Below are 24,714 nucleotides of genomic sequence, written 5' to 3' on the forward strand. Positions count from 1 at the left end.
GCGGGTGGGCGGGCAGGGCGCGTTTGCGCTCGGCGGCGAACAGGCCTTCGCCATCGAGCTTTTCCTTCAAGGCTTCGAAAGCCAGGCGCAAGGCCCCATCGCCGGCCGGCTCCAGGGCGTCGAGAATCAGCTGGTAATCGCCACGCCCCTCGAACAGCGAGACCTTGCCACGCACCTTGACCGCCAGGCCGTCGCGCAGGGCCTGGCGCACCCGGGCGGCGTTCTGCCGGAACAGCGCGCAACGCACCTGGGCCTGGCTGTCCTTGAGGGTGAAGTAGATGTGCCCGGATGCCGGCCTGGCCAGGTTGGAGATTTCGCCCTCGACCCAGATGCCGGCGAAGACGTCTTCCAGCAGCACCCGGGCGCGCTTGTTGAGTTGGCTGACGCTGAGCACCTCGCGGTCGAGGCCCAGGCGTTGGAACGGGTCTTTGATCATGGCGGCATGATAAGCCGGGGCCGGCCCCGACCGAAACAGGCAAAGCGCGGGGATCGCCGTGTAGCGGGTGGCGCTGCGGCGTTCGTCGTTGCGCATGCCGTCGCGAAACGGCCTGCGGCACGACGCCGCACCTGCCAGGCTATGACGCTTGGGCTACCATGGCGCCCGCAAATGATAATCCTCTGCGTCTTTTGTATCGTGCTGCCCTGTAGGCGAACGCAAGGCTGCTGGAGTCACCATGACCGCTACAGCTCCCATACCCGCACCGCGTGTTCTGGTGGTCGATGACCATCGCAAGATTCGCGAGCCGCTGGCTGTGTATCTACGCCGGCATGCCTTCGACGTGCGCACCGCCGAGAGCGCCGAAGGCATGTGGCAACTGCTCGAGGTTCAGCATTTCGACGTGATCGTGCTGGATGTGATGCTGCCCGACGGCGATGGCTTCGAGCTGTGCAGCCGCCTGTATCGGCGCAACGGCGTGCCGGTGATCCTGCTGACTGCCCGCGACACCACCAGCGACCGTATCCGTGGGCTGGATCTGGGCGCCGATGATTACCTGAGCAAACCCTTCGAGCCCCGCGAACTGGTGGCGCGCATCAACAGCGTGCTGCGTCGGCGCGGCGCATCCCGGGTCGAGCCCGCTGCCGTCGAGCCGGCGCCTCGGCCGCTGCTGCGCCACTACCAGTTCGCCGGCCTGGTGTTCGCCAGTGGCACTGGCAGCCTGAGCGCCGGCAATGGCCAGTGCGTCCGCCTGAGCACGGCGCAAGGGCGCCTGTTGCAGGTGTTTCTCGAACATCCGCATCAGGTGCTGGATCGCGCCCGGCTGATCGACCTGACCGCCCGCCCCGACAGCGACGTGTTCGATCGCACCATCGATCGGCAGGTCAGCCGCCTGCGCCGCAGGCTGGCCGACGGCGCCGGACGCGACGATCTGCTGCGTACCGTGTGGGGGGGCGGCTACATGCTGGTGGCGGACGTCACGCTGCTGGCGTCATGAATAGCCTGAAGCGTCTGTGGCCACAGCGCCTGGTTCATCAGCTCGGGGTGTTGCTGGTGCTGGCGCTGCTGGCGTCCCATGCCATCGCCGTGGTGCTGCTGCAGCGCACCGGCGCCCTGCTGCATCCGTTGTCGCGCAGCTTCGTGCTGGAGCGTTTGAACACGGCCTACCAGGCGCTCGACACGCTTGGCGAGGCGCAGGGTGAACGTGTGCTGGTGGCGATGAGCGGCGCTGAAGCGCGCTTCTGGATCGCTGCCGAGGCGGATGTCGGCGCCTTCGCGATGCATCCCGAGGAGCGGCGCCTGACGGGCGAACTGGCCAGGGAACTGCAGGTGGCGGCGAGCACGATCCACATGCAGCTCGAGCGCGTCGGCGGCGGGCCGGCCCGTGAGGATGTCCTGAGCCCCGCCGGCTGGGAGCCGTTGCGCTTGCGCAGCAGCATCGAGCTGGCGTCGGGTCGCTACCTCAACGCCCTGCAACATCCCTCCGGTGCCTACGAGTGGAGCCGTCTGCTGGCCTATGCCCTGCCGGTGAGCATCGTGCCGATCCTGTTGATCCTGCTGCTGTTCATGGCCCGGGTGGTGCGTCCGTTCAGGACACTGGCCACGGCGACCGAGCTGATCAGCCGCGGCGAACGGATCGCCCCGCTGGCGCTGTCCGGCCCCCGTGAAGCCCGGGAACTGAGCCAGGCCTTCAACCGGATGCAGGAGCGCCTGGCCCGGCATGTGGAAGGGCGCACACGGATGCTCGCAGCGCTGAGTCATGACCTCAACACGCCCCTGACCGAGCTGCGTCTGCAACTGGAGCTGCTCGAAGAGGGCGCGCTGCGCGAAGACCTGCTCGACAGCCTGGACGAGCTGCGCGCCATGGTCGCCGAGACGCTGGATTTCATCCGTGACGATGCCGTGCAGGAACCCACCGTGCGCCTGTCGCTGAGCGGGCTGCTCGACGACCTGGCGCGGCGTTACCGTACCCTGGGGCAGCCGGTCGCCTGGCAGGCGGGCAGGGAGGTGTTCTGTCGCTGCCGGCCGCTGGCGCTGAAACGGGCGTTGACCAACCTGATCGACAACGCCCTGCAGCATGGCGGGGACGCCTCGATCAGCCTGGATCGGGCCGAGGAGGGGGAGCTTCGCCTGCAGATTCTCGACCACGGCCCGGGCATCGATCCGGCCAGGCTGGAACAGGCGTTCGAACCTTTCGTGCAGTTGCAGGCCGAGGGGCGCGGGCAGGGACTGGGGCTTGGCCTGGCCATCGCCCGGGCCTGCGTACGGGCCCATGGCGGTGAGCTGACCCTGGAGAACCGGCAGCCCACAGGGCTATGTGCCGTGGTGCGGTTACCCGAGGGGTAGCCTGGGTCGAGCGCAGCGATACCCAGGGCAGGATTCCCGGGTGTCGCTGCGCTCGACCCAGGCTACAGGAGAAAGGTTTTCAGTTCGCAGGATGGCTTAGGCGCTACCGCCTGTTCACGGAATGACAGGCTGGTGGCTGCGCCGTAACCCATCATCGGCGCAACGCCGGATATCGGTCGATGGGTTACGCGGCGCGCCACAAGATGCGGTGCCTGGGCAAGCCATGCAAGGCGCCGCTAACCCAGCCTACGTTCGTGTGGCGATCCGCCTCGCCCACGGGGTGCGCTGCCTCAGAAATCCAGCGAAGCGCCGAGCCAGAAGGTACGGCCGTAGTTGACGGTGCCGTAGGTCTCGTCGTCCAGGCGCTTGTCGGTCAGGTTGTAGACCGCCGAGTTGAGGGTCAGCGACTCGGTCAGCCGGTACGAGCCGCCAACGTCCGCGGTGGTATAGGCCGGCGCCGTGTCGGCGTTCAGGGTGGCTTCGTATTCCTTGCCGTAGTAGTTCACCGATGCCCAGGCCTGGGCCTTCTCGCTGATGTCCCAGTCGGCGCGCAGATTGGCCTTCTGCTCCGGGGTCAGGGCCAGGGGCGCGCCCTTGTTGGCGCCACTTTTCTGCTCGGAGTCCAGGTAGGTGAAGTTGCCCTTGATCGCCACGTTGGCCAGTGCCTGCCAGCTACCGTTGAGCTCGAGGCCGCGGATCACCGCATTGTCCAGGTTGACCCGTTCCATCACGGTCAGGCCTTCCCACTGTTCGGTGGTGGTGACGGTCGACAGCTTGTCCTCGAAGTCGTTGTAGAACAGGGTGGCGCCGGCCGACAGATCGTCGCGGTTCGACCACATGGCCGAGAGCTCGTAGTTGGTGCTGCGCTCGGGCTTGAGGTCGGGGTTGCCGAACATCACGAAGCGGTTGCGGCGAACCACCGCGTAATCATCGATTACCGCACGCAGTTCGGGGGCCTTGAAGCCTCGGGCCACGCCGCCTTTCAGTGTCCACTCGTTGCTCAGGCGCCAGACGCCGTAGAGGCGCGGGTTGATATGGCTGCCGTACTGCTCGTGGTGATCCAGGCGCACGCCGGTGGTGAGGGCGAAGTCGTCGGTGATCGACCACTCGTCCTCGGCGAACAGGGCCTTCTGCACCACCGAGTATTCCTCGTTCTCGCGCTCGCGGGAGGTGCCGCGGTTGGCCTGGTTCCAGTCGGTCAGGGTGGCTTCGTTCCACTGCACGCCGGCGGTGGTGACGTGGTAGTCGGTGGGCATCACCAGCTTGCCGTCGAACACGCGGTTGCGGATTTCCGGCTTGCGTCCGTAGACATCGGTCTGCGCCGGAGTGGCCTTGCCTTCGCGGCTGGTGGTTTCCTCGGCGAAGGACAGCGTCGAATCCGCCCAGCCCCAACGGCCTTCGTGGGTCAGCGACCAGTGATCGCGGTCGTTGTCTTGTTCGCGGGTCGACCAGTTGGGGCTGACGCCGTCGCCGTTCTTCAGGCGCGCGGCGCCGGCCTCGAGCAGGACGTCGTGGTTCTCGGTCGGGGTCAGGGCCAGGCGCGCGGTCAGGCTCTTGTTGTCGGATTTGGCGAAGCCTTCGTTCTCCACCGCGTCGTCATCGGCCTGCCGGTCGAAGTGGTTGCCCCACACCTGCAGCCCCAGTACCTCGTCGATCAGCGGACCATTGAGGTAGAACTGGGTGTTGCGGGCGTTGCCCTGGTCGCTGTGCTGGCGCGCCGAGTAGTCGTAGGACAGGTTGCCGCCCCACTCGGGTGAAACCTTGCGGGTGATGATGTTGATCACCCCGCCGATGGCGTCCGAGCCGTACAGCGAGGACATCGGCCCGCGTACCACTTCGATGCGCTCGATGGCCGCGGCCGGCGGCACGAAGCTCTGCTCGTAGCCACGGTTGCCGTTGACCCGCGAATCGCGGCCGCTCTGGCGCTTGCCGTCGACCAGGATCAGGGTGTAGTCGCCGGGCATGCCACGGATCTGGATATCGCTTTCGTTGGCGCCGCCGTTGACCACCACGCCCTGCACGTCGCGCACCGCATCGCCGAGGTTCTGCACCGAGCGCTTGCGCAGGTCATCGCCGCTGATCACCGTGACCGAGGCTGGGGCGTCCTCCAGGTTCTGGGCGAAGCCCGAAGCGGTCACCACCATATCGTCCAGCTCGACGGTGTCAGCATGGGCGAGCGGGATGCCGCTGGCCAGGCAGAGGGTGGCCAGGCGGATCAGTGTGGCGACGGGGCGGCGCGGGAAAGGTGCGGGCATGGCGAGACTTCCTTACGAATCGTTTGCAGACGCGAATCGTATGCATCTCTGCCGGTGAAGGTTGGACAAGATGTGACAGCGCAGGACTCAGGGGAGGGCACTTGCCTGCCGGATGGAAATGAAGCGGCCCATGAACCAGGTTCATGGGCCGTGCGTCACGGCAGCAGGAGGCTCAGTAGGTCATGGCCCAGGTCAGGGTGTAGGTGCGTCCGCGGCCCTGGTAGTCGTACAGGTAGGCCGGGCCGTAGGTCGGCGAGTAGAACATCGTCGCGCGCTGGCCCCAGACGGTGCTGTACTGCCGATCCAGCAGGTTCTGCACGCCCAGCGACAGGGTGCCCATGCCGATTTCACGGCTGCCCATCAGGTCGAAGGTGGTGAAGCCCTGGATGCGGTTGCCGTCGTCGTCTTCCAGGCTGCGGGCGTGGTTGGCCTGCAGGCGTACCTGACTGATGCCGTCGCTCCAGCCGGCGAAGGCCGTGGCCTTGGACAGGGAGCTGGACTTGGCGTCGCGTTTCTTCCAGTCGCCGTCGTCGTCCCGCTCCTGCGAGCGCACCAGGTGCAGATTGCCGCCGGCCTGCCAGCCGCTGTCGAAGTGCCGCGTCAGCGCCGTCTCGAAACCGTAGTCGCGGCTCTTCTTGCTCGCCACGTCGATGTTCAGGGTCGCGGTGTCGATCTCGATGACCTTGTCGGACCAGATGTAGTAGAGGGCGGCCTGGGCTTCCCAGGCGCTGTCGGCATAGCGCCAGCCGGTTTCCACCTGGCGGCTCTTGATGCCCGCCAGCGGGTTGGCGGCGACGTCGAGTCCGGCACGCCCGTAGTACTTGGCCGGATCGGCCAGCTCGAATCCCTCGCTGTAGTTGGTCCACAGCTGTTGCCCACCGCCCAGGTCGTAGAGCGCACTGAGGTTGTACAGGTCGACTTCGTAGTCGTTGTCGCCGCCTGGCACGCCGCGGTAGTCCTCGACCTCGACATCCATGTGCTGGCGCCGCGCACCGCTGGACAGCGTCAGCCGCTCGGTGGCTTTCCAGTCCAGTTGCAGATAGCCGGACAAACCCTTGACCCGGTAACTGGGATAGCGCGGTGCTTCACTGGCGGTGACCAGGTCGAGGCCGCCGCTTTCCGAGGATACCCGTGCGTCGAAGGTCTTCTGGGTGGCGTTGAAGCGCTCGCGATCCAGATCCAGCCCATAGGTCAGCTTCCAGGCATCCCACTGCTTGGCGAACAGGGCCTTGAGCCCGGACATCTCGAAGTTCTGCTGCGAGGCGGCGAAATACACGCCGTTGCTGCCCGTGGGTGTGCCGCGGTTGTAGTAGGTGAAGGGATAGAAGTTGTCGTTTTCCTGGCGATGGTAACCCTGCAGGTAGAAGTCCTGACCCAGCAGGTCGCCATGGTGGTAGCTGGCATTGAACAGGGTGCGTCGGGTGCGCGGCTCGAGGTCGCTGGAGTAGCCACCGCGCAGCTCGGCGTCCTCGAGATCGGACGGCGCATTATGGTTCAGGTTGGGGAAGTAGATGCCGGTGCTGCCGTCGTAGCCGGAGTCGTAATACTGGGCCAGCAGGTCGAGGCTCTGCTGCTCGTCCAGGGTCAGGCCGAGGCTGCCGAGCACGTCGATACGGCGGTTGTACTGCAGATCGGTCTGGGTATTGTCGAGGAAGATCTGTTCACCGGCGCCATCGTAGAAGGCTTCGTTCTTTTCCACCGACACCCCGAGGCGGCCGCGGATGCTGTCGTTGCCGCCGCTCACCGACTGCGCCAGGCGGCTGGACAGGTCGTCGCTGGCGTTGAAGCCGCTGCTCATGCTGGCCTGGGTCTGGAAGCCCAGCGGGCCGCTTTCGCCCTTGCGGGTGACGATGTTGATGATGCCGCCGGTGGCGCCGCCACCGTACAGGCTGCTGGCGCCGGACAGCACCTCCACGCGCTCGACGTTGAACGGGTCGATGCTGTCGAACTGCCGCGACAGCCCCCGCGAGCTGTTCTGGCTGACCCCGTCGATCATCACCAGCACGCCGCGCCCGCGCAGGTTCTGCCCATAGTTGGTACGGCCCTCGGGGCCGAGGTCCAGGCTCGGGACCAGCTTGCCCAGGGCCTCCTTGAGGCTGACCCCGGTCTGCAACTGTTCGCGCAGTTGCGCCTGTTCCACCACCCATACGGTGCCGGCGGTTTCGCTGACGGAGGTGGGGGTACGGCTGCCGACGGTTACGCTGATGCGTTCCAGATCGATGGTGCCCTGCTGCTCGCGTGGCTCGACCGTCAGGGTGCCGTTTGGCGTGACGCCCAGTTGCAGCGGCGATCCGTGCAATACCTGGCGTATCGCTTCTTCGCTGCTGTAGCGTCCTTGCAGCGGCGGTGCGGACAGATCGCGGGTCAGGGAAGCGCTGAACGCGATGCCGCGTCCACTCTGCCGGGCGATGGCCGTCAGGGTCGCTTCCAGCGGGCCGGCCGGCAGGTCGAAGGTGAGCAACTGCTGCTCGGCCAATACCGGCTCGGCGGTTTCGGCGCTCGCGTACGGACTGCTCAACGCCAATGCCATGGCCAGCGGCGTGACGGTACGACGAAAGGGGCGGTGCATGGGGCATGTCTCCAGGGATCGGGATCGATGCCTGTCCTGTGATTCGAGGGGCGCGAATATTAAGGGGCGGCTGAAAAAAAATCAGCGCAGGCTCAGCTGCGTCCACCAGCCGAAGCGTTGCTCCACGCGGATCGGCAGCACTTCCTGCAGCGAGCGCAGTACCTGGTCGCTGTCGTCCAGGGGGAACACGCCCGACACCCTCAGGAGCGCGGCGTCGGGGTCGACTCGCAGCAGCCCGCGGCGGTACGGGCGCAGGGCTTCGATGATGTTCTCCAGAGACTGGTCATGCACCTCCAGCAGGCCGTCCTCCCATCTGTCCTCGGCGGCCCGGCGTGCATCCAGGGCATGGATGCCGTTGGCGTCCAGGCTGGCGCCCTGGCCGCTGGCCAGCTCGAGCCGATCGCCTGTCGGGGCGTGCAGGCGTACGCGAGACTCCTGTACCCAGACACGCGTCTCGTGCTGGCCGAGCGCGACCGAGAAGCGCGTGCCCAGCGCTCGGGCTTCACCGAATGCGCTGCGCACGATCAGTGGCCGCTGCGGGTCGGCCGCTACCTGAATGAGCAGCGCGCCCTCGTGGAGGATGAGCAGGCGTCGGCCAGCATCGAAGATCGGTTCGACGCGACTCTGCGCATTGAGCAGCAACTGACTGCCGTCTTCCAGGGCGAAGGAGCGACGTTGTGCCAGGCCGCTGCGTAGCTCTCCATTGCCCAGTGGCAGCAGGCCGGCGCGCTGCAGCCAATAGCCGCCCACCGCGATGCCGGTCAGGCCCAGTGCGCCGCGCAGCAGGTGACGGCGACTCGGGCTGGTTCGGCTCAGTACCTGGCGGGTGGTCGTTGGCAGGTCATCGAATGCCATGCCGAGCCGTTGCTGCACGCGTTCCCAGGCCTGGCGGTTGTCCTGGCTGGCCTGCAGCCAGCGTTGCAGATGCCGAGCATCGCTTTCGCTCATGCTCCCGGAACGCTGCCGGGCGAGCCATTCCACCGCCTCGGCCACCGCCGGTGGCAGGCGCTCAGCGCTCATCGCCTTCCAGGGCCAGGTAGCACAGGCCCATGGCCTTGACCACGTACTGGTGCACGCGCGGTGCGGAGATGCCCAGGCGGCGACCGATCTCGGCGTAGGTGAGGCCTTCGAGCTGGCTGTACAGGAAGGCACTGCGTCCGCGTGGCGACAACCCCGCGAGCAGGGTGTCGATGGCCAGCAGCGCTTCCAGGGCCTGGGCCTGTTCTTCGGCCGAGGGCTCGTGGGCCAGGGGCTGCTGGGCCAGCACCTCGAGGTAGGCCCTCTCCAGATCCCGGCGCCGCCAACTGGCGAACACCAGCCGCTTGGCGATGGTGGTGAGCAGGGCGCGAGGTTCGTGGATGCCCTGTGGATCGGGCAGGGCGACCACCTGGGCGAAGGTTTCCGCAGCCATGTCCGCCGCGTCGTACGCACAACCCAGGCGGGCGCGCAGGCGGCTCAGCAGCCAGCCGTGGTGGTCACCGAACAATTGCTGCAGGACATGGTTGCGAGCGGCCAGGCGCTGGCCTTCGAGAGAGGCGGGAGGCATGCTTTGATAACGCTTAATGAAAACTATTATCAAAGAGTGCCGTTTGCCGGTGACGATTGCAACTGGCGTGGGTGCCCGGCGTGCAGGCCGCGCTCCGGCGCGGGGGATTGGCGCACGACCACGGACCGGGAAAAGGGACTGATCGGTCAACGATGGATGCCAAAACATCCAGGAGCTTCTCCGCACGGCTCCAGTCCATGGAGCCGGTTCCAAATGTACCTAACGTTTGCTTGAGCGGCGGGCTCTTAGCCCGTCCCAGTGAGCGAAGCGAACGACTTGATCACCGGCCTACTCTGGAAGACGAACTTCACTGTACCGCATGCGAGCAAGGTTGCCTTGCGACTCCAGCCGGCCTTGAGCCACCAGGGCAGCAACGCGCTGAGCATAAAAGACGTCAGGAATACCAGGAACCCGCTCAGGAAGAGTGCCCATGGCCGTGCCGACGATAAAAGCAACTTTGCGCCAATTACGATCTGCCGCGCGCATTACCGCCGAGTCGATTGCCTGAACTTGTTCTGGCCGAAGTGCCGCAATCAACTTGAGCGAGCTGGCGTCAGGCGCGGAATCAGCAGGCTCGTGTTCTTCTGCAGTTACCATGGCATTCCCTGTGAGGCCTGACGCCTGAATTGAGCCGTGCCGCGAAGCGGCATCGGCTTGAATGAATCATCGTACGGCATTGCTTGCGTCGATCTGTGCCGGTCTACTTGGGGACGCGGCCTTTCACCGCATTGGCGCAAGCACGGTAAGTGATGTGGCCAGTGGCATTTGCCGGTAGGCGCGCCCGTACCCGTTCCTTGAGAAACGCAAGCTCCTCGGTCGCCATCGTTGCGAGCGTCGTCCCGACGCTGGGCGCTCCGAGGGCTGTCGCCCAGAAATTCTCGAAATCATCGAACGTCCGATGCACAGTGATCTGCCGCGTTTCAACCGCATCCAGGCCGGCATCGGCCCACAAGCCCCGCATGACGTCTATTCGCGACGCTTCAGGGCTTGGTGGCGCCGGAACCGCAATACCAAGCCCACGTATTTCCGCCAGCAGCGCCTCATAGGGGAAGCCGCCCCCCATCATGTCCCAGGCGTACGCGGTAACGGTCCCGCCCGGGCGAACCACTCGCCTCATTTCGGCAACACCTCTGGCCGGATCAGGAACGAAGAAGATCACCAGAGGCATGACAGCCGTATCGAACGTGTCGTCAGGGTAAGGCAGCGCCATCGCATCCCCTTGACGAAATTGTGCGGTACCCAACGCAGGCCGCGCGCGTGCATACGCAAGCTGTTCTTCCGACGGGTCTATGCCATGCACCGAAGCTGGATCACAGTGCTCGATGAGCAGCTCGGTAAAGGCGCCGTTGCCACAGCCGACATCCAGCCATCGCTGGCCCGGCTCCGAGACGAGCCAGTCAAGAAAGGTTTCGCCTGCGAGCTGGCTCCACCTTCCCATGTATCGCTCGTAAGAGGCTCCGTCATTGAAGCGGATTTGATCGGTCTTCATACCGTATAACGCCTAGGCCTCAGCCAGTGTTTTTCTTGGGTCGAGAAGAAATTCACAGATGATTCTTTCAACGACTTCTGGAGCATCATCCATCGCAGCATGCCCTGCAAAGGGGATGTTGCCAAACGATGAACCTGAAATCCTAGCCCGGACTTCTGCCGCCTCCGGCAGGGAAAGAAGAAAATCGCCGTCGCCTCGAAGAATGAGCGTCGGACACTCAATGTGGGGCACCGAGTCCTGAGGGTAGCCTGCTGGACTGAGGTCGGTCCAGAGGTCGACGCAAGCCTCGACGAGTCGATTGAAATCGCCTTGTGGATTGAACGCAGCGTACTCTCAAGAAGTGGGCTTTAGCCCGTCCCGAGCGAAGCGAACGGGTTAGGGGGCTGCGGTAGCGAACCTGGTTGGAGGGTGAACAAGGCGTTCCGATGACCGCGTTATACGCCATGGATGGACCGCCTCGGTTGCTCGATCAAGTGCGTGAGCCGGTTCGCCTGAAACACTACTCGACTCGCACTGAACGTGTCTATTGCGAGTGGGTCAAGCGCTTTATTCGTTTCCACCGCCATCGTCATCCAGCCGAAATGGGCGCTGCCGAGGTCGAGGCATTTTTATCTGATCTGGCCGTGCGGGGAGCCCCCATGGCTGATGGCGAGCCTGTTCCATGGCTCGGGGTTCAGCTGCGCCTCACTCCCCGAACCTCTTTGACGGGCGTCCTCCGTAAAGGGGAGGGGTTCAGACCGGCTCGGCCCACATGTCGTACTCATCGGCATCGACGATACGCACGCGGATCGTGTCGCCCGGCTGGAAGTCGGTGCCTTCGATGAACACGCTGCCGTCGATTTCCGGGGCATCGGCCCAGGAGCGGGCCACGGCGCCCTGGTCGTCGACTTCGTCGATCAGCACGTCCATTTCGCGACCGATCTTCATCTGCAGCCGCGCCGTGCTGATGGCCTGCTGGTGGGCCATGAAGCGATCCCAGCGCTCCTGCTTGACGTCATCCGGGACGCTATCCACGTCCAGGTCGTTGGCCGGGGCGCCTTCCACCGGCGAGTACTGGAAGCAGCCGACGCGGTCGAGCTGGGCCTCGGTCAGCCAGTCGAGCAGGTACTGGAAGTCTTCTTCGGTTTCGCCGGGGAAGCCGACGATGAAGGTCGAGCGGATGGTCAGATCCGGGCACTGCTCGCGCCAGGACTTGATGCGCGCCAGGGTGCGGTCTTCGAAGGCCGGGCGCTTCATCAGCTTGAGTACGCGCGGGCTGGCGTGCTGGAAGGGGATGTCCAGGTAGGGAAGGATCTTGCCCGCGGCCATCAGCGGGATCACGTCGTCGACGTTGGGGTAGGGGTAGACGTAGTGCAGACGCACCCACACGCCCATGCTGGAGAGCGCCTCGCACAGCTCCTTCATGCGCGTCTTGACCGGCTGGCCGTTCCAGAAGTCGGTCTTGTACTTGAGGTCGACGCCGTAGGCGCTGGTGTCCTGGCTGATCACCAGCAGTTCCTTGACCCCGGCCTTGACCAGGCGCTCGGCCTCGCTGAGCACCTCGCCGACCGGGCGGCTGACCAGCTTGCCGCGCATCGACGGGATGATGCAGAAGCTGCAGCTGTGGTTGCAGCCTTCGGAAATCTTCAGGTAGGCGTAGTGACGCGGGGTGAGCTTGACGCCCTGGGGCGGCACCAGGTCGATCAAGGGATTGTGCTCCGTCTTCGGCGGCACCACTTCGTGCACGGCGCTGACCACCTGCTCGTACTGCTGCGGGCCGGTCACCGACAGCACGCTGGGGTGCACCTCGCGGATGCTGCCTTCCTCGACGCCCATGCAGCCGGTGACGATGACCTTGCCGTTTTCCTTGATCGCCTCGCCGATCACTTCCAGTGACTCGGCCTTGGCGCTGTCGATGAAGCCGCAGGTGTTGACCACCACCACGTCGGCGTCCTGGTAGGTCGGCACCACTTCGTAGCCTTCCATACGCAGCTGGGTGAGGATGCGCTCGGAGTCCACCAGGGCTTTCGGGCAGCCGAGGGAAACGAAGCCGACTTTCGGCGTGGCGGTGGTGGTCATGCGGGCGAACCTCAGGCTGGGATGATGCGGGCGCTTGGGCGCCTCTGATCAAAAAGTGCGCAATTCTAGCGGCGTGCGCGCGACTTTTCCAGCACCGGCGACGTGCAGGGGAGGTAAGGATTCGGCCAGGGAGGCGGACGCGCTGGAAGCCGGCGGTCCGGGCCGCCCTCATGGCCTCAAGGCCGTGCTGGCCGGAACCGGGCTTTTGCCGCGAGACCTGACCCGGCGCTGCCCGCTATGTCCTATCATATTGCTTGTCTCGGGGCGTTTGTTCTGCCCATCAGCCCGAGCTGGTTGCCTCGGGTACCAGACAGGTCGATCCGCCACCGCTGAGGCTGCGCTGGTGACGACTCCATCGACAGGGTGCGACTGTCCGCGACCGCCAAAGTGAGGCCCGAATTGCCGTATTCCAACAAGGGGCTGCGCCTGGACTTGCGCACGCTCATGCTCATGCTGTCGGCGCTGACCGCATTGGTCATGCTGGTGACCAGTTTTTTCGCCAGCTACCATGTGCAGCGCCAGTTGCTCATAGACAATGCCCAGCAATCCAACCAGGTCTATGCCTCCAAACTCGCCTCGATCACCGACATCTACCTGCATAACGCCCTGCAGCAACTGGCCTACAGCGCCAACCTGCAGGTCTCGCGGTTTGCCGACCCGGTCTTGATGCAGGCGGAAACGGAGCGCTTGCTGAGGCAGACGAACTCCTTCAATTCCACCTTCGTCATCGACGCCGAGGGCGTCGTCAGGGCGACCAGCCCGAGCATGCCCTGGGCGGTCGGCAAGACGCTCGATACCGATGGCGCCCGCCAGGCCCTGATCGAACGCAGGCCGCTGGTCTCCAGGCCCTATATGTCGGCGGCCAGCAACCTGGTGGTGGCGCTGTCGCAGCCTGTTTTCGATGCCGAGGGTCGCTATCTCGGCTATGTCGGCGGCAGCATCTACCTGCACCAGAGCAACGTCCTCAACCGTCTGCTCGGCGAGCATTATTACCGCGATGGTTCCTACCTCTACGTCGTCGACAGCGATCGTCGACTGCTCTATCACCCTGACGAGGGGCGGGTGGGTTCCATCGTCGAGCAGAGCGGCCTGCTCGACATGCTCGCCACACAGGATACGGGCACCTTGCGTACCGCCAACAGTCGCGGCGACGTTTTGCTCGCCGGTTACGCCACGGTGGCCAGTGTCGGTTGGGGGATCGTCTCCCAGCGGCCGCTGAAGCAGACCGTCGCGCCACTGAACCACCTGATGCTCAATGTGCTGATCATTTCCGCGCCCCTCATCCTGGTCGGTTGCCTGTTCATCTGGTGGCTGGCGTTGACCATCGCCCGGCCGCTGTGGCAACTGGCGGCGAGCGCTCACGAGCTCGATCAACCCGGCACCGCCGAACGTATCGGCGAGGTACGTTCCTGGTACTTCGAGGCGGCGGAGCTCAAGCGCGCCTTGCTGCTCGGCCTCAATCTGCTGCACGAGCGCATCGGCAAACTCAAGCGCGATGTGCAGACCGATCCGCTCACCGGTCTGAACAACCGTCGTGGCGTGCAGCCCATGCTGGCCATATGGCAGGCCGAGGGCCTGCCGTTTTCAGCCATCGCGCTGGACATCGACCACTTCAAGCGGATCAACGACAGCCATGGTCACCACATCGGCGACACGGTGCTGCAGAAGCTGGCCGACCTCATGCGGGGCAGTTCCCGTGGCGGCGATGTGCTCTGTCGTACCGGTGGCGAAGAGTTCCTCATGCTGTTGCCGGGCACCGCCATGGAGGCGGCCACGGCCGTGGCCGAACGGCTGCGGCAGAGCGTGGAGCAGGTGGATTTCCCGGGCGTTGGCCGCATCACCCTGTCCCTCGGCGTGGCGCATTGGCATCCCGGCAGCCGGCAGGAGCCCGCCGACGTGCTCAAGGCCGCCGACCGGCAGCTCTACCTGGCCAAGGCTGGCGGACGCAACCGGGTCAGTGTCGAGCCCGGGCCGGCCGCCGGCCTGCCTGGCTGACCGGCCCGGCACATCGATATCCGGCGGATGAACGGAACCAGCCTGTGCCGGGCCAGCGGCACTGACGTTCACTCGTGCTGTCGCGCACCAATGGCCGCGATCAGCCGCTGCGCCAGCGCTGGATAATCCTTGTCGTAGTGGTGACCGCCAGGCAGTTGCAGGCGCTCGCCCACGGCCTGTTCCTGGGTGCAGCCACTCTCCGGGGCCTCTTCCTGACCATAGACACACAGCACCTTGGCGGCCGGGAGCTGCGCCAGCTCGGGCCCGGTGGCCGCCTCATCGGCGGCCTGGCCGAGCCAGCTCTGCACGCGAATCTCGAAACTGCCGCTGCGCGCCAGGGCGAGCAGGACGATGGCGTCGACCTGCTGTTTGTCGCTGTCCGGTAGCCGGTTGTACAGGGCGGGCATGACGTCGGCGCCGAAGGAGTAGCCGATCAGCACGAAACGCCTGGCGTGCCATTTCTCGCGGTACTGGCGCATCAGTTCGGAGAGATCGCTGGCGGCCTGTTCCGGGCTTTTGCGCTGCCAGAAGTAGCGCAGGGTATCGACGCCGACCACCGGGTAGCCGCGCTGGGCCATCTGCTCGGCGACGGCGCGATCCAGGTCACGCCAGCCACCATCGCCGGAATAGAACAGGCTCACCGTATCGCCGGGCTGGGTGGCGGCTACCTCGACCACCGGCAGGGCATCGCCGGCCCCCTGCAGCAGGCGCCGCAACTGGGCGAGCAGCAGTGCCTTGGGCGCTGTCTGGTAATCGCCGATCAGGGGCTCGGCATTGGCCTGCTGGCGCACGAAGCGTGCGCTGGCGTCATCCGGGTTGTCGTTCCAGGCGGCCAGCCAGTGGCCGTGGGCGCTGCGCGTCGGTGGCGCGGCGTCGCAGTCGGGCTTGCCCAGGGCGAACCCCACCGACAGCGCCTGGGCCTGATCGCGGTTCTGGGTGGCGAGCCAGCGCCAGGCCAGCATCGCGCCAGCGTCACTGCCGGCGAGCAGATCCACCTGGCCGCCCAATCGGGAGATGGCCTCGCCCAGGCGTTTCGCCTGGGCATCGCAGCTCAGTGACGCCAGCGGATACTGGCCGATCAGCGCATGGTTGGATCGGGCCAGCTCCAGCAGCTCGGTGTCGCTGAGTTGCTGGTCGGCGGGCAAGGCCAGCAGCACCCGGCGTTGTGCCCTGTCGCCTGGCGTCGCCAGAAGCAGGTCGCCGCCCGAGGCCAGCGGATGACGTGCCAGGCTGGCTTCGCTGGGCGATCGCTGCAGGTAGTAGAGCGCGCCGGCCAGCAGCAGGAACAGCGCGACGAGGATCGGCAGCAAGTATTTGGCAGTTCGGCTCATCAGCGTTTCACCAGTCCGGTAAAGCCACCGGCAATCAGCGCGGCGGTGTCGGTAAGCGCCACCAGTGGGTCGAGTCCCGCCGGCACGGCCATGTAGCGGGGTTCCCAGCCCGGCTGGAACTTGTCCTTGAAGCGGCGCAGGCCCTGGAAGTTGTAGAAGGCCTCGCCGCGCTGGAACACCAGGGCGCCCAGGCGCTGGGTCAGGGGCGCGCCGCGACGTGGCTGCAGGCCGGACAGGGGCACCATGCCGAGGCTGAACCGGGCGAAGCCGGCCGCCTTGAAATGCAGGATCAGGCCGAGCATCAGGAACTCCATGGTCAGCTTCGGCGCATCGGGCAGTACGCGCATCAGATCCAGGGTCGCCAGGTCGCGGCTGTCGGTTTCCAGCAGGTTGGCGAAGGCCAGCGCGCGGCCCTGCAGCCGTACCACGACGATACGGAAATGCCTCAGGTAGGCCGGGTCGAAACGGCCCAGGGAAAAGCCTTTCTCGCGCATGTTCTTGGCGTTCAGCCAGGCATCGGAAATGCCGCGCAGTTCCTCCAGCGGCGCCGTGCCCGGCTCGTGGAACTCCAGCACCAGGCCGTCGCGCTGGCCACGGTTCCAGGTGTAGCGCAGATCCTTCATGGCCTTGCCGGTGTTGTCCAGGTCGAATCCCGGCAGGTCGACACGGGCTTCTTCGCCGAGTTTGATCGCGGTCAGGCCGATGTCCATGTACAGCGGCAGGTTTTCGGCACGGACCTGATAGAACACCGGGCGGGCGTGGTGGCGGTCGCACAGGTCACGGAACAGCCAGACCAGCTCGGCACGGCGCTGGGGCGAGCCGATCGGGTCGAACAGGGCGATCATGCTGCGCGCCCGGCGTGCGTACATGAGGAAGGCATCGCCCTCGGGATGCAGCAGCAGGGCCTTGTCGCCGGTCAGCGCCAGGCCGCCATCGGCCTGTTCCGAGGCCTTGACGATCCGCGCGGCATTGGCCAGCTCATCCGCGTCGGGCAAGGTGACCGCCGGTGGTGCGGCGCGCAGCAACCAGGCGAGGAACACCAGGCTCAACAGCAGGGCGCAGCCAAGCGCGGCGCGCAGGCCACGCGGGGCATCGGCGTTCACCGCGAACTGCCACCAGAGTTGATGCTCGTAGGGCACGTCCTGGTAGGCGAACAGCAGCAGCCACACCGATGCGCCGAGCACGCAGGCGCTGGCGGCCAGGTGCCAGGGCGAAAAGGGCAGCTCCATGATCCGGCTGGGGCGGTAGAAATATGGCCGGAACAGCGCCAGCAGGCTGGCGGTGATCGCCAGCAGGGTCGCTTCTTCCCAGTCGAAGCCCTTGAGCAGCGAGAGCAGCACGCCGGCGAGCAGCAGCACCAGGGTCAGGGCCCAGGCCGCCGACAGGCGACGACGCAACCCCTGGGCGAGCAGCAGGCAGAGCATGCCGACCAGGCTGGCGCCGAAGTGCGAGGCATCGATCAGACGGTGGGGAATGAGAAAGCCCAGGGCGGCCAGGCGCTCGTCCATGCTCGGGGTGGCGCCGGAGAACAGCAGCACCACCCCGGAGATGAAGACCAGCAAGGCCAGCACGGGCGCCGCCAGCCCGCTGGCCGCGCGGATCGCCTGGCGTGCGCCGAGTAGCCGGCGCAGTTCGATGGCCAGCAGCAGCAGGCAGGCGAGCAACAGTGGCAGCACGATATAGATCAGCCGATACAGCAGCAGTGCCGCGGCCAGGGACGCGGTGCCGAGCTGGTCGGCGAAGGCGGCGAGCAACACCGCCTCGAACACGCCGACCCCGCCGGGTACGTGGCTGAGCACGCCGGCCGCCAGCGCCAGCAGGTACACCAGCAGGAAGGTGCCGAAAGGCGGGGCCTCCGGCAGCAGCAGGTAGAGCACGCCGGCGGCAGCGCCGACGTCCAGCGCGGTGATCAGCACCTGCAGCAGGCTCAGGCGCGTGTCGGGCAGGCGCAGCAGGCGTTTGCCCAGGCGCACGTTGACGCTGTGCGGCGATGGCTTTTCGCCGCAGCGGGCGCGCCGCAGCAGCACCGCCAGCAGCGTGGCGAAACCCAGCAGGCCGATGCTGATGCCGGCCAGCACGGGTTGCGGCAGGCGCAGCGCGCTGGAGGCGGCGGCAAGATCGCTGAGGCAGGCGAGTGCGGCGAGCAGTGGCAGGGCGCAGCCCAGGGACAGGCTGGCGAACAGGCTCATGCGCGCCACTTCGGCGCCGCCGATACCCAGGCGGGCATACAGCCGGTAGCGTATGGAGCCGCCCGAGAACATCGACAGGCCGACCGCGTTGCCGATGGCGAAGGCACAGAAACCGCCCGTGGCGAGTGCGCGCGCCGGCAATTGCACACCGGCATAACGACTGGCCGACCATTCGTAGCCGAGCAGCGCCATGAAGCCGACGGCGGTCAGTGCCAAGGCGCCGAACAGGTCGCTGGAGGGCACCGCGTGCAAGGATTCGCGCAGTGCCCTCGGGTCGAGCTCGTCGAGCAGGTGGCGGCAGGCGAGCAGGGCGATGGCGAACAGCAGCAGGGCGACGCCCAGGCCCAGGGGACGGCGATAGCGGTTGAGTCGTTGTTGCCAGATCAGCAGGCGAGAAGTGGGCAGTGGGGGCGTTACGCTAGCGGCGGAGCTGGCGCGCATCGGATACCTCGTGGGCAGTGCGGCTCAGATTCTGGCCAGGAGGCCAGGTTTCTACATGTAACAAATAATGTAGGGGCTGTCGTTGCGCACCGCAAGCGGCATGCTCGGGGGCTCGAACGAGCGGTACGCCTGCCGGGAGGAAAACCGGGCGGAGGCAGAATGCAAAAAGGCCACTCGATTGAGTGGCCTTTCTGAGTATCTGGTTGCGGGAGCCGGATTTGAACCGACGACCTTCGGGTTATGAGCCCGACGAGCTACCAGACTGCTCCATCCCGCGACGGCCATTGTATATAAACACGGATCTCTGTCAATCGATTTTTTCTTTTTAATCAATTAGTTAAATCGAAAGAGCGGAAAAACAAAAAGGCCACTCGATTGAGTGGCCTTTCTGGGTATCTGGTTGCGGGAGCCGGATTTGAACCGACGACCTTCGGGTTATGAGCCCGACGAGCTACCAGACTGCTCCATCCCGCGGCGCACATTCTATCCATATCAGGCGGGGTGTCAACGCTTACTTTTGAAAAAACTGTTTTCCGTTCAAAAACTTAGCTTGTCGAGCCACGCCGTGGGAGGGTCCCGGCCCCTGTACGGCGGGCGTTCTGGCGCCGATAGCCCCGTCCGATCGCTGGTCTTCTGATGAGCGGGCAGGCGCAGCATGCTGCCGCGCGGCGTAGAATGCGCGCCCTTTCTTCCCCGGGAGCCCCCCATGAGCTTCAACCTGGCCAACAAGAGTACCGAAGAGCGCAATGCCGGTGAGACCGAGAAAGCCCGCCTGTTCGAGTTGTGGCAGCAGAACCTGCAGCGTTCCAAGGTCGAGGCCGCGCGTCTGTTCGGCGAAAAGAGCCGGCGCAAGGGCAAATGGCAGGAATGGTTGAACGAGCAGTTGCAGCAGATCACGCCGGTGGAATACGCCAGCATGGTGCGCAGCGAGGTGAAACGACTGGCCGAAGGACGCTGAGGGCACTGGATGGCTGTTCTTATATACAGTATAAGGTGACTTCCCTGTTTGGCCGCCTCGGGTGCGAGGCCGAGGTCGTTTCGTGAGCGTTCAGAGCCTATGTCGCAACGAAAAATCATCCATATAGATTGCGATTGCTTCTATGCCGCCGTCGAAATGCGTGACGATCCCTCGCTGGCCGACAAGCCGCTGGCGGTAGGGGGATCGGCGGATCGGCGTGGAGTGATCGCCACCTGCAACTACGAGGCGCGTGCCTATGGCGTGCGCTCGGCGATGGCTTCCGGGCATGCCTTGAAACTGTGCCCGGACCTGTTGATCGTCAAACCGCGCTTCGAGGTGTACAAGGCCGTTTCCCGGGAGATCCACGCGATCTTCCGCGACTACACCGAGCAGATCGAACCCCTCTCGCTGGACGAAGCCTTTCTCGACGTGTCGGCCTGCGAGCGCTTCGGCGGCAGTGCCACGCGCATCGCCCAGGACATACGCCGGCGCGTGTCCAGCGATCTGCACATCACGGTGTCGGCGGGCGTGGCGCCGAACAAGTTTCTGGCCAAGATCGCCAGCGACTGGCGCAAGCCCGACGGCCTGTTCGTCATCACCCCGGATCAGGTCGAGGATTTCGTCGCCGACCTGCCGGTCAGCAAGCTGCACGGCGTGGGCAAGGTCACCGCGGACAAGCTGGGGCGGCTCGGCGTACGTACCTGCAGCGACCTGCGCCAATGGCACAAGCTCGGCCTGGTGCGCGAGTTCGGCAGTTTCGGCGAGCGCCTGTGGAACCTGGCGTGGGGGATCGACGAGCGCAGGGTGCAGACCGACAGCCGGCGGCAGTCGGTCAGCGTGGAGAATACCTACGATCAGGATCTCCCCGATCTGGCCGCCTGCCTGGCGCAACTGCCCGCGCTGCTGGAAGAACTCAATGGCCGGATGGCGCGCCTGGATGGCAGTTATCGGGCGGACAAACCCTTCGTCAAGGTCAAGTTCCACGACTTCACCCAGACCACCCTGGAGCAGGCCGGCGCCGCCCGCGACCTGGAGAGCTATCGCACCTTGCTGACCAATGCCCACGCCCGCGGCAATCGACCGGTGCGTTTGCTGGGGGTTGGGGTGCGCCTGCAGGATCTGCGCGGGCGCCTGGAACAGCTGGAGCTGTTCACGCCGCGGGGAGCATAAGCCCGGGCGGGCTCGCTGCGAATTGACGAAGTCGGGTCTGCGATAAGGCGATAGCGGTCTTCGGCCTTCGATCAAAAACGCTTGAGGCTGGAAAGCTGGACGAAAGAGCCCATGCGGTTTGCTTGTCGTTCAGCCTCCAGCCTCCAGCGCTCTTATCGGCCGTCCGCTTGCGCCTACTCGTCAGGCCAGAGGCGGATCGGTTTGCCCGTGGCTGGCCACAGCCGCAGTTGCTCGAGTGGCGAGATGTCCCAGCGTTCGATGTCGGTCAGGCTCCGCAGAAAGCGGTTTTCCTGTTCCATCAGGGCCGGCGCGCACAGTTTCCGGGTGCTGCCGGCATTGCCGAAGCTCAGTTTGTCGCCGTCGAGCCGATAGCTGGCGAACCAGTGGTTGCAGCCGGCGTTGCCATAGGCACGGCCATCCTCGCCGAGGGTGATGGTCAGGTGGCTGTTGTCGATCAAGGGGCGTTCGCCAATCCATTCGACGGTGTAGGCGCGCTCGGTCTCCAGCTGCGGCGGATTGCCGGCGCAGCCGGCCAGGCCGGCGGCTATCAGGCTCAGGGCCAGGGTGCGTTTCATCAGGTCTCCTTCAGGCATGCGGGGCACAGGTGCTTGCCCTGTTGCTGGCGCCAGCCGAGTTCGCGAATGCGCGCATCGGCGGCGGGTGCCTGGGCGTTCTTGCCCAGTGCAGTGTCGACCGCGAATTCGAAGTCCAGTTGCATGCCGCAGCCGTCGCAATAGACTTGCCAGTTGAAGATCGCCAGTTCGCCGAAGGCCGGCCCATGGGCCATCGCAACCCACTGGCCGGGGGGATTGATCAGGTGGCGAACCTTGTCCACCTGCAGGCGCATGCTCAGGTCGCGGCTGCCCTTGAGGGTGACCAGCAGGCCGTCGCCGCCCTGGATCGAACCGCCGTTGCCGGTGACCTGATAGCGGCCCGGGGCCAGGGCACGGCACTCGATCAGGGTGTGTTCGGGGTTGAGCAGGTTGTAGCGGAAATCGTGTTCGGCCATGGTTCCTCCGGATGAGGAGGGCATTCTAGCAGGCCACGATAGGCGGGGGCGGAGCGGCGAAGCCCGGTTTCAGTCGAGCTTCGCGCGATCAGGCTGTGGGGAAGATTTCGCGCAGGGCGTCACGATAGAAATCGAACGCCGCGACGGCGCCGCCGATGGCCTCCTGACGCTGCGCCTCGCTCAGTTCCAGGGCGTCGAGCAGGGCGACGAACTGGCGCCAGTGCAGGCCACGGCCATCCGGATGGGGGGCCAGGTGACGGGCGCCTTTGGCGCCGTCGAGACCGATCTGCTGGGTCTCCTTGAACAGGAAGGCGGCGCCCAGGTTCGAGCCTTCGCTGCAGTACAGCCAGCCCAGTGCGGCGTAGGGGCTGGTTGGCGCCACGGCTGCCGGCGTGGCCGGGATTTCCAGGCCCAGGTCGGCCAGGTCGGTGCACACCGCCTGGAAGCGCGGCAGTTCGCTGAGGCCGGGGAGCAGGCGGTTGAGCTCGATATCGTCGTACAGCGCGTCGATGGAGCCATGGAAGCGGTGCTGCAGGCGCAGGAAGTAGCCGTAGCGCTCCAGGCTCTCGAAGGGGCGTGCCTGCATGACCAGGCTATCGACGCTGTCGTGGTCGCGGCGGGTGCCGGCTTTCAGGCTTTTGCTCAGGGGCAGCTGTGCGGTGGTGGCGTTCATCAGGGCGCTTCCGGATAACGGGGTTGACTGGGGGCGATGATGGAGAGGATCGATGCTCAGGACAATCCGTGGATCATTAAGAACGCTTAAGCGTTCAGAACGCCGATTCACGGATCAGCACGTTGAGCACCTGCCGTCCTGCCTGCAGCAGGGGGCTGCGCGCCTCGCCTTCGATGCTGGCGTTGCCGCGCAGGGTGACCGGGGTTGCCTGCGGCGAGCCGTCCGTGGGGCGCAATAGCACGCGGTACAGTGCCTGCTCGGGAACCGGCACGCGCTGTTGGTCGAACTGGGCGGCCAGAGCGCCCTGGTAGACCGACGCCAGTTCCGGGGCCGAGCTCAACTGGCGTACGGCGGTCTGGCCGATGTCCTCGACCACCAGTCGGCGTCGCGGCCGGCCGGGGTCTTCCGGGATGAACCAGGCCTGGGCGCCCACCTGGAAGCGCTCGCGATCGGCCTCGCCGACAAAGGCTTCGATCCGTTCGCCGCGGGTGTCGGTCAGGGTGCCCAGCCATTCACCGGCCGCCAGCCATTCACCCTCCGCCAGCGGCTCGGCGATATCGGCCAGGATACCGTCGAACGGGGCACGTACCTGCAACTGCAGCAGGCGCTCCCGCAGCGCCAGGCGGCGTTCGCGGGCGACCTGCAGTTCCTCGTGCGCCACGGCCTGGCGCGCGGCGTCTTCGCTGGCACGGATCTGCAGGCTGCTCTGCTGGCGCAGTCGGCCGATTTCCCGTTCGAGGCTGTCCACCTCGTGTTGCAACTGCGTCGATTGCAGGCGGAACAGCGGTTGTCCGGCGCCGACCTTGTCTCCCGCGCGGACTTCGATGCGCTCCAGGCGCGCGTCGGCCGGGGTCAGCAGGATCGCCTGGCGTTCGGCGCGCAACAGCGCCGGCGCCTCGATCCGGCTGCGCCAGGGCCAGACCAGCAGGAACAGCGCGACCAGCAGCACGCTGGCGGAAATCAGGGTGTTGCGGTTCATGCGGTAGTCCTTGCGGCGTTGATGCCAGTGGCACAGCTCGCCCCAGATCGGGCGCAGGATGAAATGCACGATCTCGACGGCGAACAGCAGCACGCCGAGCAGCTTGAAGGCGAAGTGGTAGACCAGCAGGGCGATGCCGAGGAACAGGAAGAAGCGATAGACCCAGGTGGCGAAGGCATAACCGAGCAACACCCGCCGCAGCCAGGGTTCGAAGTGCTCCGGCGGCGCGTCGCCGAAGCCGAACAGCGTTTCGCGCAGGCGCCAGCGGGCCAGGGCGAAGGCGCGTTCCTGCAGGTTGGGCACGTCGAGCAGGTCGGAGAACAGGAAATAGCCGTCGAAGCGCATCAGCGGATTGAGGTTGACCGCCAGGGTCAGGATCCAGGTGGTGCTGGCGAGCATGAAGGCGGCGCTGCGCAGCATGCCGTCCGGCAGGAAGCTCCAGGCCAGGGTGGCCCAGGCGGCCAGGCACAGCTCGACGCCCATGCCGGCGGCGCCGATGGCCAGGCGCTGGCGCCGGCTGGTCAGGCGCCAGGCGCCGCTGGCATCGGTGTAGAGCACCGGCCACAGCACCAGGAAGGCCACGCCCATGGTCGGTACGCGGCAGCCATAGCGCTTGCAGGTATAGGCGTGGCCGAATTCGTGGAGCACCTTGGTCAGGCTCAGGGTGACGGCGGCCAGCAGCGCGCCCTCCAGGCTGAAGAAGTGCAGGAAGGTGTGGATGAAGGTGTCCCACTGGCGCGCCGCCAGGTACAGGCCGAGCAGCGCCGCGCCGAGGGTGGCGCAGAAGAAGGTGCGGCTGAACAGCGGCACCACGCGCGAGTAGGTGCGGGTCAGGAAGGCATCCGGGCGCAGCAGCGGAATGCGGATCGACAGGTAGTTGCTCAGCAGCCAGGAGCCCCAGCCGCGCTTGTTCGCCTGGCCACGCCGGCGCAGGTCGGACAAGGCCGCGTCGCCGCTCACTTCCACCAGTTGCATGTTGCGCAGGAAGTGCGCGAAGCCTTCCACGTCGCCATCGTCCAGCGCCAGGGTGGTTTCCCGACTGACCGCCGCGGCCACCGCCGCGGCATTGCCCAGCTCCCAGCGCGCGAGGATTTCCGCTTCCGCCCAGCCGATGCGGTAGAAGCGGCCACGGGCGCTGTCCTCCAGGGTCCAGCTCGGCGAGCCGTCACGCGCGCGCGGCCCAGCAGGCGGTGGTCGAACGTATCCTGGTGCAACCCAACCAGGCGGTGAAGAGCGGCGAGCCGCTGGTGCAACTGGACCGTCGCGAACT

Annotated in this window: 19 protein-coding genes, 2 tRNA genes and 1 pseudogene; 6 read left to right on the plus strand and 16 right to left on the minus strand. The window is 65.9% G+C overall.

The annotated features are described in order from the left end of the window. On the minus strand, positions 1 to 436 hold a 436-nt coding region (locus DNK34_RS24320), incomplete at its 3' end, for an exodeoxyribonuclease VII large subunit (protein ID WP_165497455.1). A gap of 238 nt (positions 437 to 674) precedes the next feature. Between DNK34_RS24320 and DNK34_RS24325 the strand changes: the two genes are divergently transcribed. Both DNK34_RS24325 and DNK34_RS24330 read left to right on the plus strand, forming a co-directional pair. Next, positions 675 to 1,433, plus strand: a complete 759-nt coding sequence (locus DNK34_RS24325; RefSeq protein ID WP_131177845.1) for a response regulator — start codon at positions 675 to 677, stop codon at positions 1,431 to 1,433. Positions 1,434 to 1,462: 29 nt separating this feature from the next. Beyond that, positions 1,463 to 2,782: a HAMP domain-containing sensor histidine kinase gene (locus DNK34_RS24330; protein WP_131177861.1), complete on the plus strand. Its 1,320-nt coding sequence runs from the start codon at positions 1,463 to 1,465 to the stop codon at positions 2,780 to 2,782. Positions 2,783 to 3,072: 290 nt separating this feature from the next. Here the strand turns inward: DNK34_RS24330 and DNK34_RS24335 are convergent, their stop codons facing one another. The 6 genes from DNK34_RS24335 to DNK34_RS24360 form a co-directional block, all read right to left on the minus strand. Further along, positions 3,073 to 5,037 (minus strand): TonB-dependent receptor domain-containing protein, encoded by a 1,965-nt coding sequence (locus tag DNK34_RS24335; RefSeq protein WP_131177846.1) that lies wholly within the window; start codon positions 5,035 to 5,037, stop codon positions 3,073 to 3,075. A gap of 172 nt (positions 5,038 to 5,209) precedes the next feature. Next, on the minus strand, positions 5,210 to 7,606 hold the full coding sequence (locus DNK34_RS24340) for a TonB-dependent receptor (protein ID WP_131177847.1): 2,397 nt from the start codon (positions 7,604 to 7,606) through the stop codon (positions 5,210 to 5,212). Between the two features lie 81 nt (positions 7,607 to 7,687). After that, positions 7,688 to 8,626 (minus strand): FecR family protein, encoded by a 939-nt coding sequence (locus tag DNK34_RS24345; protein WP_131177848.1) that lies wholly within the window; start codon positions 8,624 to 8,626, stop codon positions 7,688 to 7,690. Beyond that, a complete protein-coding gene (locus tag DNK34_RS24350; protein ID WP_131177849.1) occupies positions 8,616 to 9,152 on the minus strand; it encodes a sigma-70 family RNA polymerase sigma factor in 537 nt (178 codons plus the stop codon). The genes DNK34_RS24345 and DNK34_RS24350 overlap by 11 nt, the downstream gene beginning before the upstream one ends. A 288-nt stretch (positions 9,153 to 9,440) precedes the next feature. Continuing rightward, positions 9,441 to 9,749, minus strand: coding sequence for a DUF3658 domain-containing protein (locus tag DNK34_RS24355; RefSeq protein ID WP_131177850.1), 309 nt, complete (start codon positions 9,747 to 9,749; stop codon positions 9,441 to 9,443). A gap of 103 nt (positions 9,750 to 9,852) precedes the next feature. Next, entirely contained in the window at positions 9,853 to 10,641 is a 789-nt protein-coding gene (locus DNK34_RS24360) for a class I SAM-dependent methyltransferase (protein WP_131177851.1), read from the minus strand. Positions 10,642 to 11,066: 425 nt separating this feature from the next. On the opposite strand from DNK34_RS24360, the pseudogene DNK34_RS24365 reads away from it, so the two are divergent. Continuing rightward, positions 11,067 to 11,264, plus strand: a pseudogene (locus tag DNK34_RS24365) (phage integrase N-terminal SAM-like domain-containing protein); the annotation flags it as partial. A 109-nt stretch (positions 11,265 to 11,373) separates the two neighbouring features. On the opposite strand, the gene rimO reads toward DNK34_RS24365, so the two are convergent. After that, entirely contained in the window at positions 11,374 to 12,699 is a 1,326-nt protein-coding gene (gene rimO, locus DNK34_RS24370) for a 30S ribosomal protein S12 methylthiotransferase RimO (protein WP_131177852.1), read from the minus strand. A 399-nt stretch (positions 12,700 to 13,098) separates the two neighbouring features. Here rimO and DNK34_RS24375 point away from each other — a divergent pair, with 399 nt between their 5' ends. Further along, positions 13,099 to 14,694 (plus strand): sensor domain-containing diguanylate cyclase, encoded by a 1,596-nt coding sequence (locus DNK34_RS24375; protein WP_131177853.1) that lies wholly within the window; start codon positions 13,099 to 13,101, stop codon positions 14,692 to 14,694. A 68-nt stretch (positions 14,695 to 14,762) separates the two neighbouring features. Here DNK34_RS24375 and DNK34_RS24380 read toward each other — a convergent pair whose 3' ends face one another. The 4 genes from DNK34_RS24380 to DNK34_RS24395 form a co-directional block, all read right to left on the minus strand. Continuing rightward, positions 14,763 to 16,025: a virulence factor family protein gene (locus tag DNK34_RS24380; protein ID WP_131177854.1), complete on the minus strand. Its 1,263-nt coding sequence runs from the start codon at positions 16,023 to 16,025 to the stop codon at positions 14,763 to 14,765. Next, a complete protein-coding gene (mprF, locus tag DNK34_RS24385) occupies positions 16,025 to 18,655 on the minus strand; it encodes a bifunctional lysylphosphatidylglycerol flippase/synthetase MprF (RefSeq protein WP_131177855.1) in 2,631 nt (876 codons plus the stop codon). Before mprF ends, DNK34_RS24380 begins: the two co-directional genes overlap by 1 nt. A 200-nt stretch (positions 18,656 to 18,855) precedes the next feature. After that, positions 18,856 to 18,932, minus strand: a tRNA-Met gene (locus tag DNK34_RS24390). Positions 18,933 to 19,052: 120 nt separating this feature from the next. Beyond that, a tRNA-Met gene (locus DNK34_RS24395) sits at positions 19,053 to 19,129 on the minus strand. A gap of 232 nt (positions 19,130 to 19,361) precedes the next feature. Here DNK34_RS24395 and DNK34_RS24400 point away from each other — a divergent pair. Both DNK34_RS24400 and dinB read left to right on the plus strand, forming a co-directional pair. Continuing rightward, the gene (locus DNK34_RS24400; RefSeq protein WP_131177856.1) at positions 19,362 to 19,613 is read left to right on the plus strand and encodes a hypothetical protein; all 252 of its coding nucleotides are present in this window, start codon (positions 19,362 to 19,364) and stop codon (positions 19,611 to 19,613) included. Between the two features lie 99 nt (positions 19,614 to 19,712). Next, a complete protein-coding gene (dinB, locus tag DNK34_RS24405; protein ID WP_131177857.1) occupies positions 19,713 to 20,783 on the plus strand; it encodes a DNA polymerase IV in 1,071 nt (356 codons plus the stop codon). A 173-nt stretch (positions 20,784 to 20,956) separates the two neighbouring features. On the opposite strand, the gene DNK34_RS24410 is transcribed toward dinB, so the two are convergent. The 4 genes from DNK34_RS24410 to DNK34_RS24425 form a co-directional block, all read right to left on the minus strand. Beyond that, complete coding sequence (locus tag DNK34_RS24410; RefSeq protein ID WP_131177858.1) at positions 20,957 to 21,358, minus strand: META domain-containing protein; 402 nt, start codon at positions 21,356 to 21,358, stop codon at positions 20,957 to 20,959. Continuing rightward, complete coding sequence (locus DNK34_RS24415) at positions 21,358 to 21,792, minus strand: hypothetical protein (RefSeq protein WP_131177859.1); 435 nt, start codon at positions 21,790 to 21,792, stop codon at positions 21,358 to 21,360. Before DNK34_RS24415 ends, DNK34_RS24410 begins: the two co-directional genes overlap by 1 nt. Before the next feature lie 88 nt (positions 21,793 to 21,880). Further along, the gene (locus tag DNK34_RS24420; protein ID WP_131177860.1) at positions 21,881 to 22,465 is read right to left on the minus strand and encodes a biliverdin-producing heme oxygenase; all 585 of its coding nucleotides are present in this window, start codon (positions 22,463 to 22,465) and stop codon (positions 21,881 to 21,883) included. Between the two features lie 94 nt (positions 22,466 to 22,559). Further along, positions 22,560 to 24,714: HlyD family efflux transporter periplasmic adaptor subunit (locus DNK34_RS24425; RefSeq protein WP_208738449.1), on the minus strand; the 2,155-nt coding region annotated here is incomplete at its 5' end.

Origin of the sequence: Phytopseudomonas dryadis (assembly GCF_004327355.1) — a bacterium.
Lineage (GTDB): Bacteria > Pseudomonadota > Gammaproteobacteria > Pseudomonadales > Pseudomonadaceae > Aquipseudomonas > Aquipseudomonas dryadis.

Coding starts and splice junctions, on each gene's coding strand:
- DNK34_RS24325 (WP_131177845.1), top strand. CDS start 675: ATGACCGCTACAGCTCCCATACCCGCACCGCGTGTTCTGGTGGTCGAT.
- DNK34_RS24335 (WP_131177846.1), bottom strand. CDS start 5,037: ATGCCCGCACCTTTCCCGCGCCGCCCCGTCGCCACACTGATCCGCCTG.
- DNK34_RS24340 (WP_131177847.1), bottom strand. CDS start 7,606: ATGCACCGCCCCTTTCGTCGTACCGTCACGCCGCTGGCCATGGCATTG.
- DNK34_RS24345 (WP_131177848.1), bottom strand. CDS start 8,626: ATGAGCGCTGAGCGCCTGCCACCGGCGGTGGCCGAGGCGGTGGAATGG.
- DNK34_RS24350 (WP_131177849.1), bottom strand. CDS start 9,152: ATGCCTCCCGCCTCTCTCGAAGGCCAGCGCCTGGCCGCTCGCAACCAT.
- DNK34_RS24355 (WP_131177850.1), bottom strand. CDS start 9,749: ATGGTAACTGCAGAAGAACACGAGCCTGCTGATTCCGCGCCTGACGCC.
- DNK34_RS24360 (WP_131177851.1), bottom strand. CDS start 10,641: ATGAAGACCGATCAAATCCGCTTCAATGACGGAGCCTCTTACGAGCGA.
- rimO (WP_131177852.1), bottom strand. CDS start 12,699: ATGACCACCACCGCCACGCCGAAAGTCGGCTTCGTTTCCCTCGGCTGC.
- DNK34_RS24380 (WP_131177854.1), bottom strand. CDS start 16,025: ATGAGCCGAACTGCCAAATACTTGCTGCCGATCCTCGTCGCGCTGTTC.
- mprF (WP_131177855.1), bottom strand. CDS start 18,655: ATGCGCGCCAGCTCCGCCGCTAGCGTAACGCCCCCACTGCCCACTTCT.
- DNK34_RS24400 (WP_131177856.1), top strand. CDS start 19,362: ATGAGCTTCAACCTGGCCAACAAGAGTACCGAAGAGCGCAATGCCGGT.
- dinB (WP_131177857.1), top strand. CDS start 19,713: ATGTCGCAACGAAAAATCATCCATATAGATTGCGATTGCTTCTATGCC.
- DNK34_RS24410 (WP_131177858.1), bottom strand. CDS start 21,358: ATGAAACGCACCCTGGCCCTGAGCCTGATAGCCGCCGGCCTGGCCGGC.
- DNK34_RS24415 (WP_131177859.1), bottom strand. CDS start 21,792: ATGGCCGAACACGATTTCCGCTACAACCTGCTCAACCCCGAACACACC.
- DNK34_RS24420 (WP_131177860.1), bottom strand. CDS start 22,465: ATGAACGCCACCACCGCACAGCTGCCCCTGAGCAAAAGCCTGAAAGCC.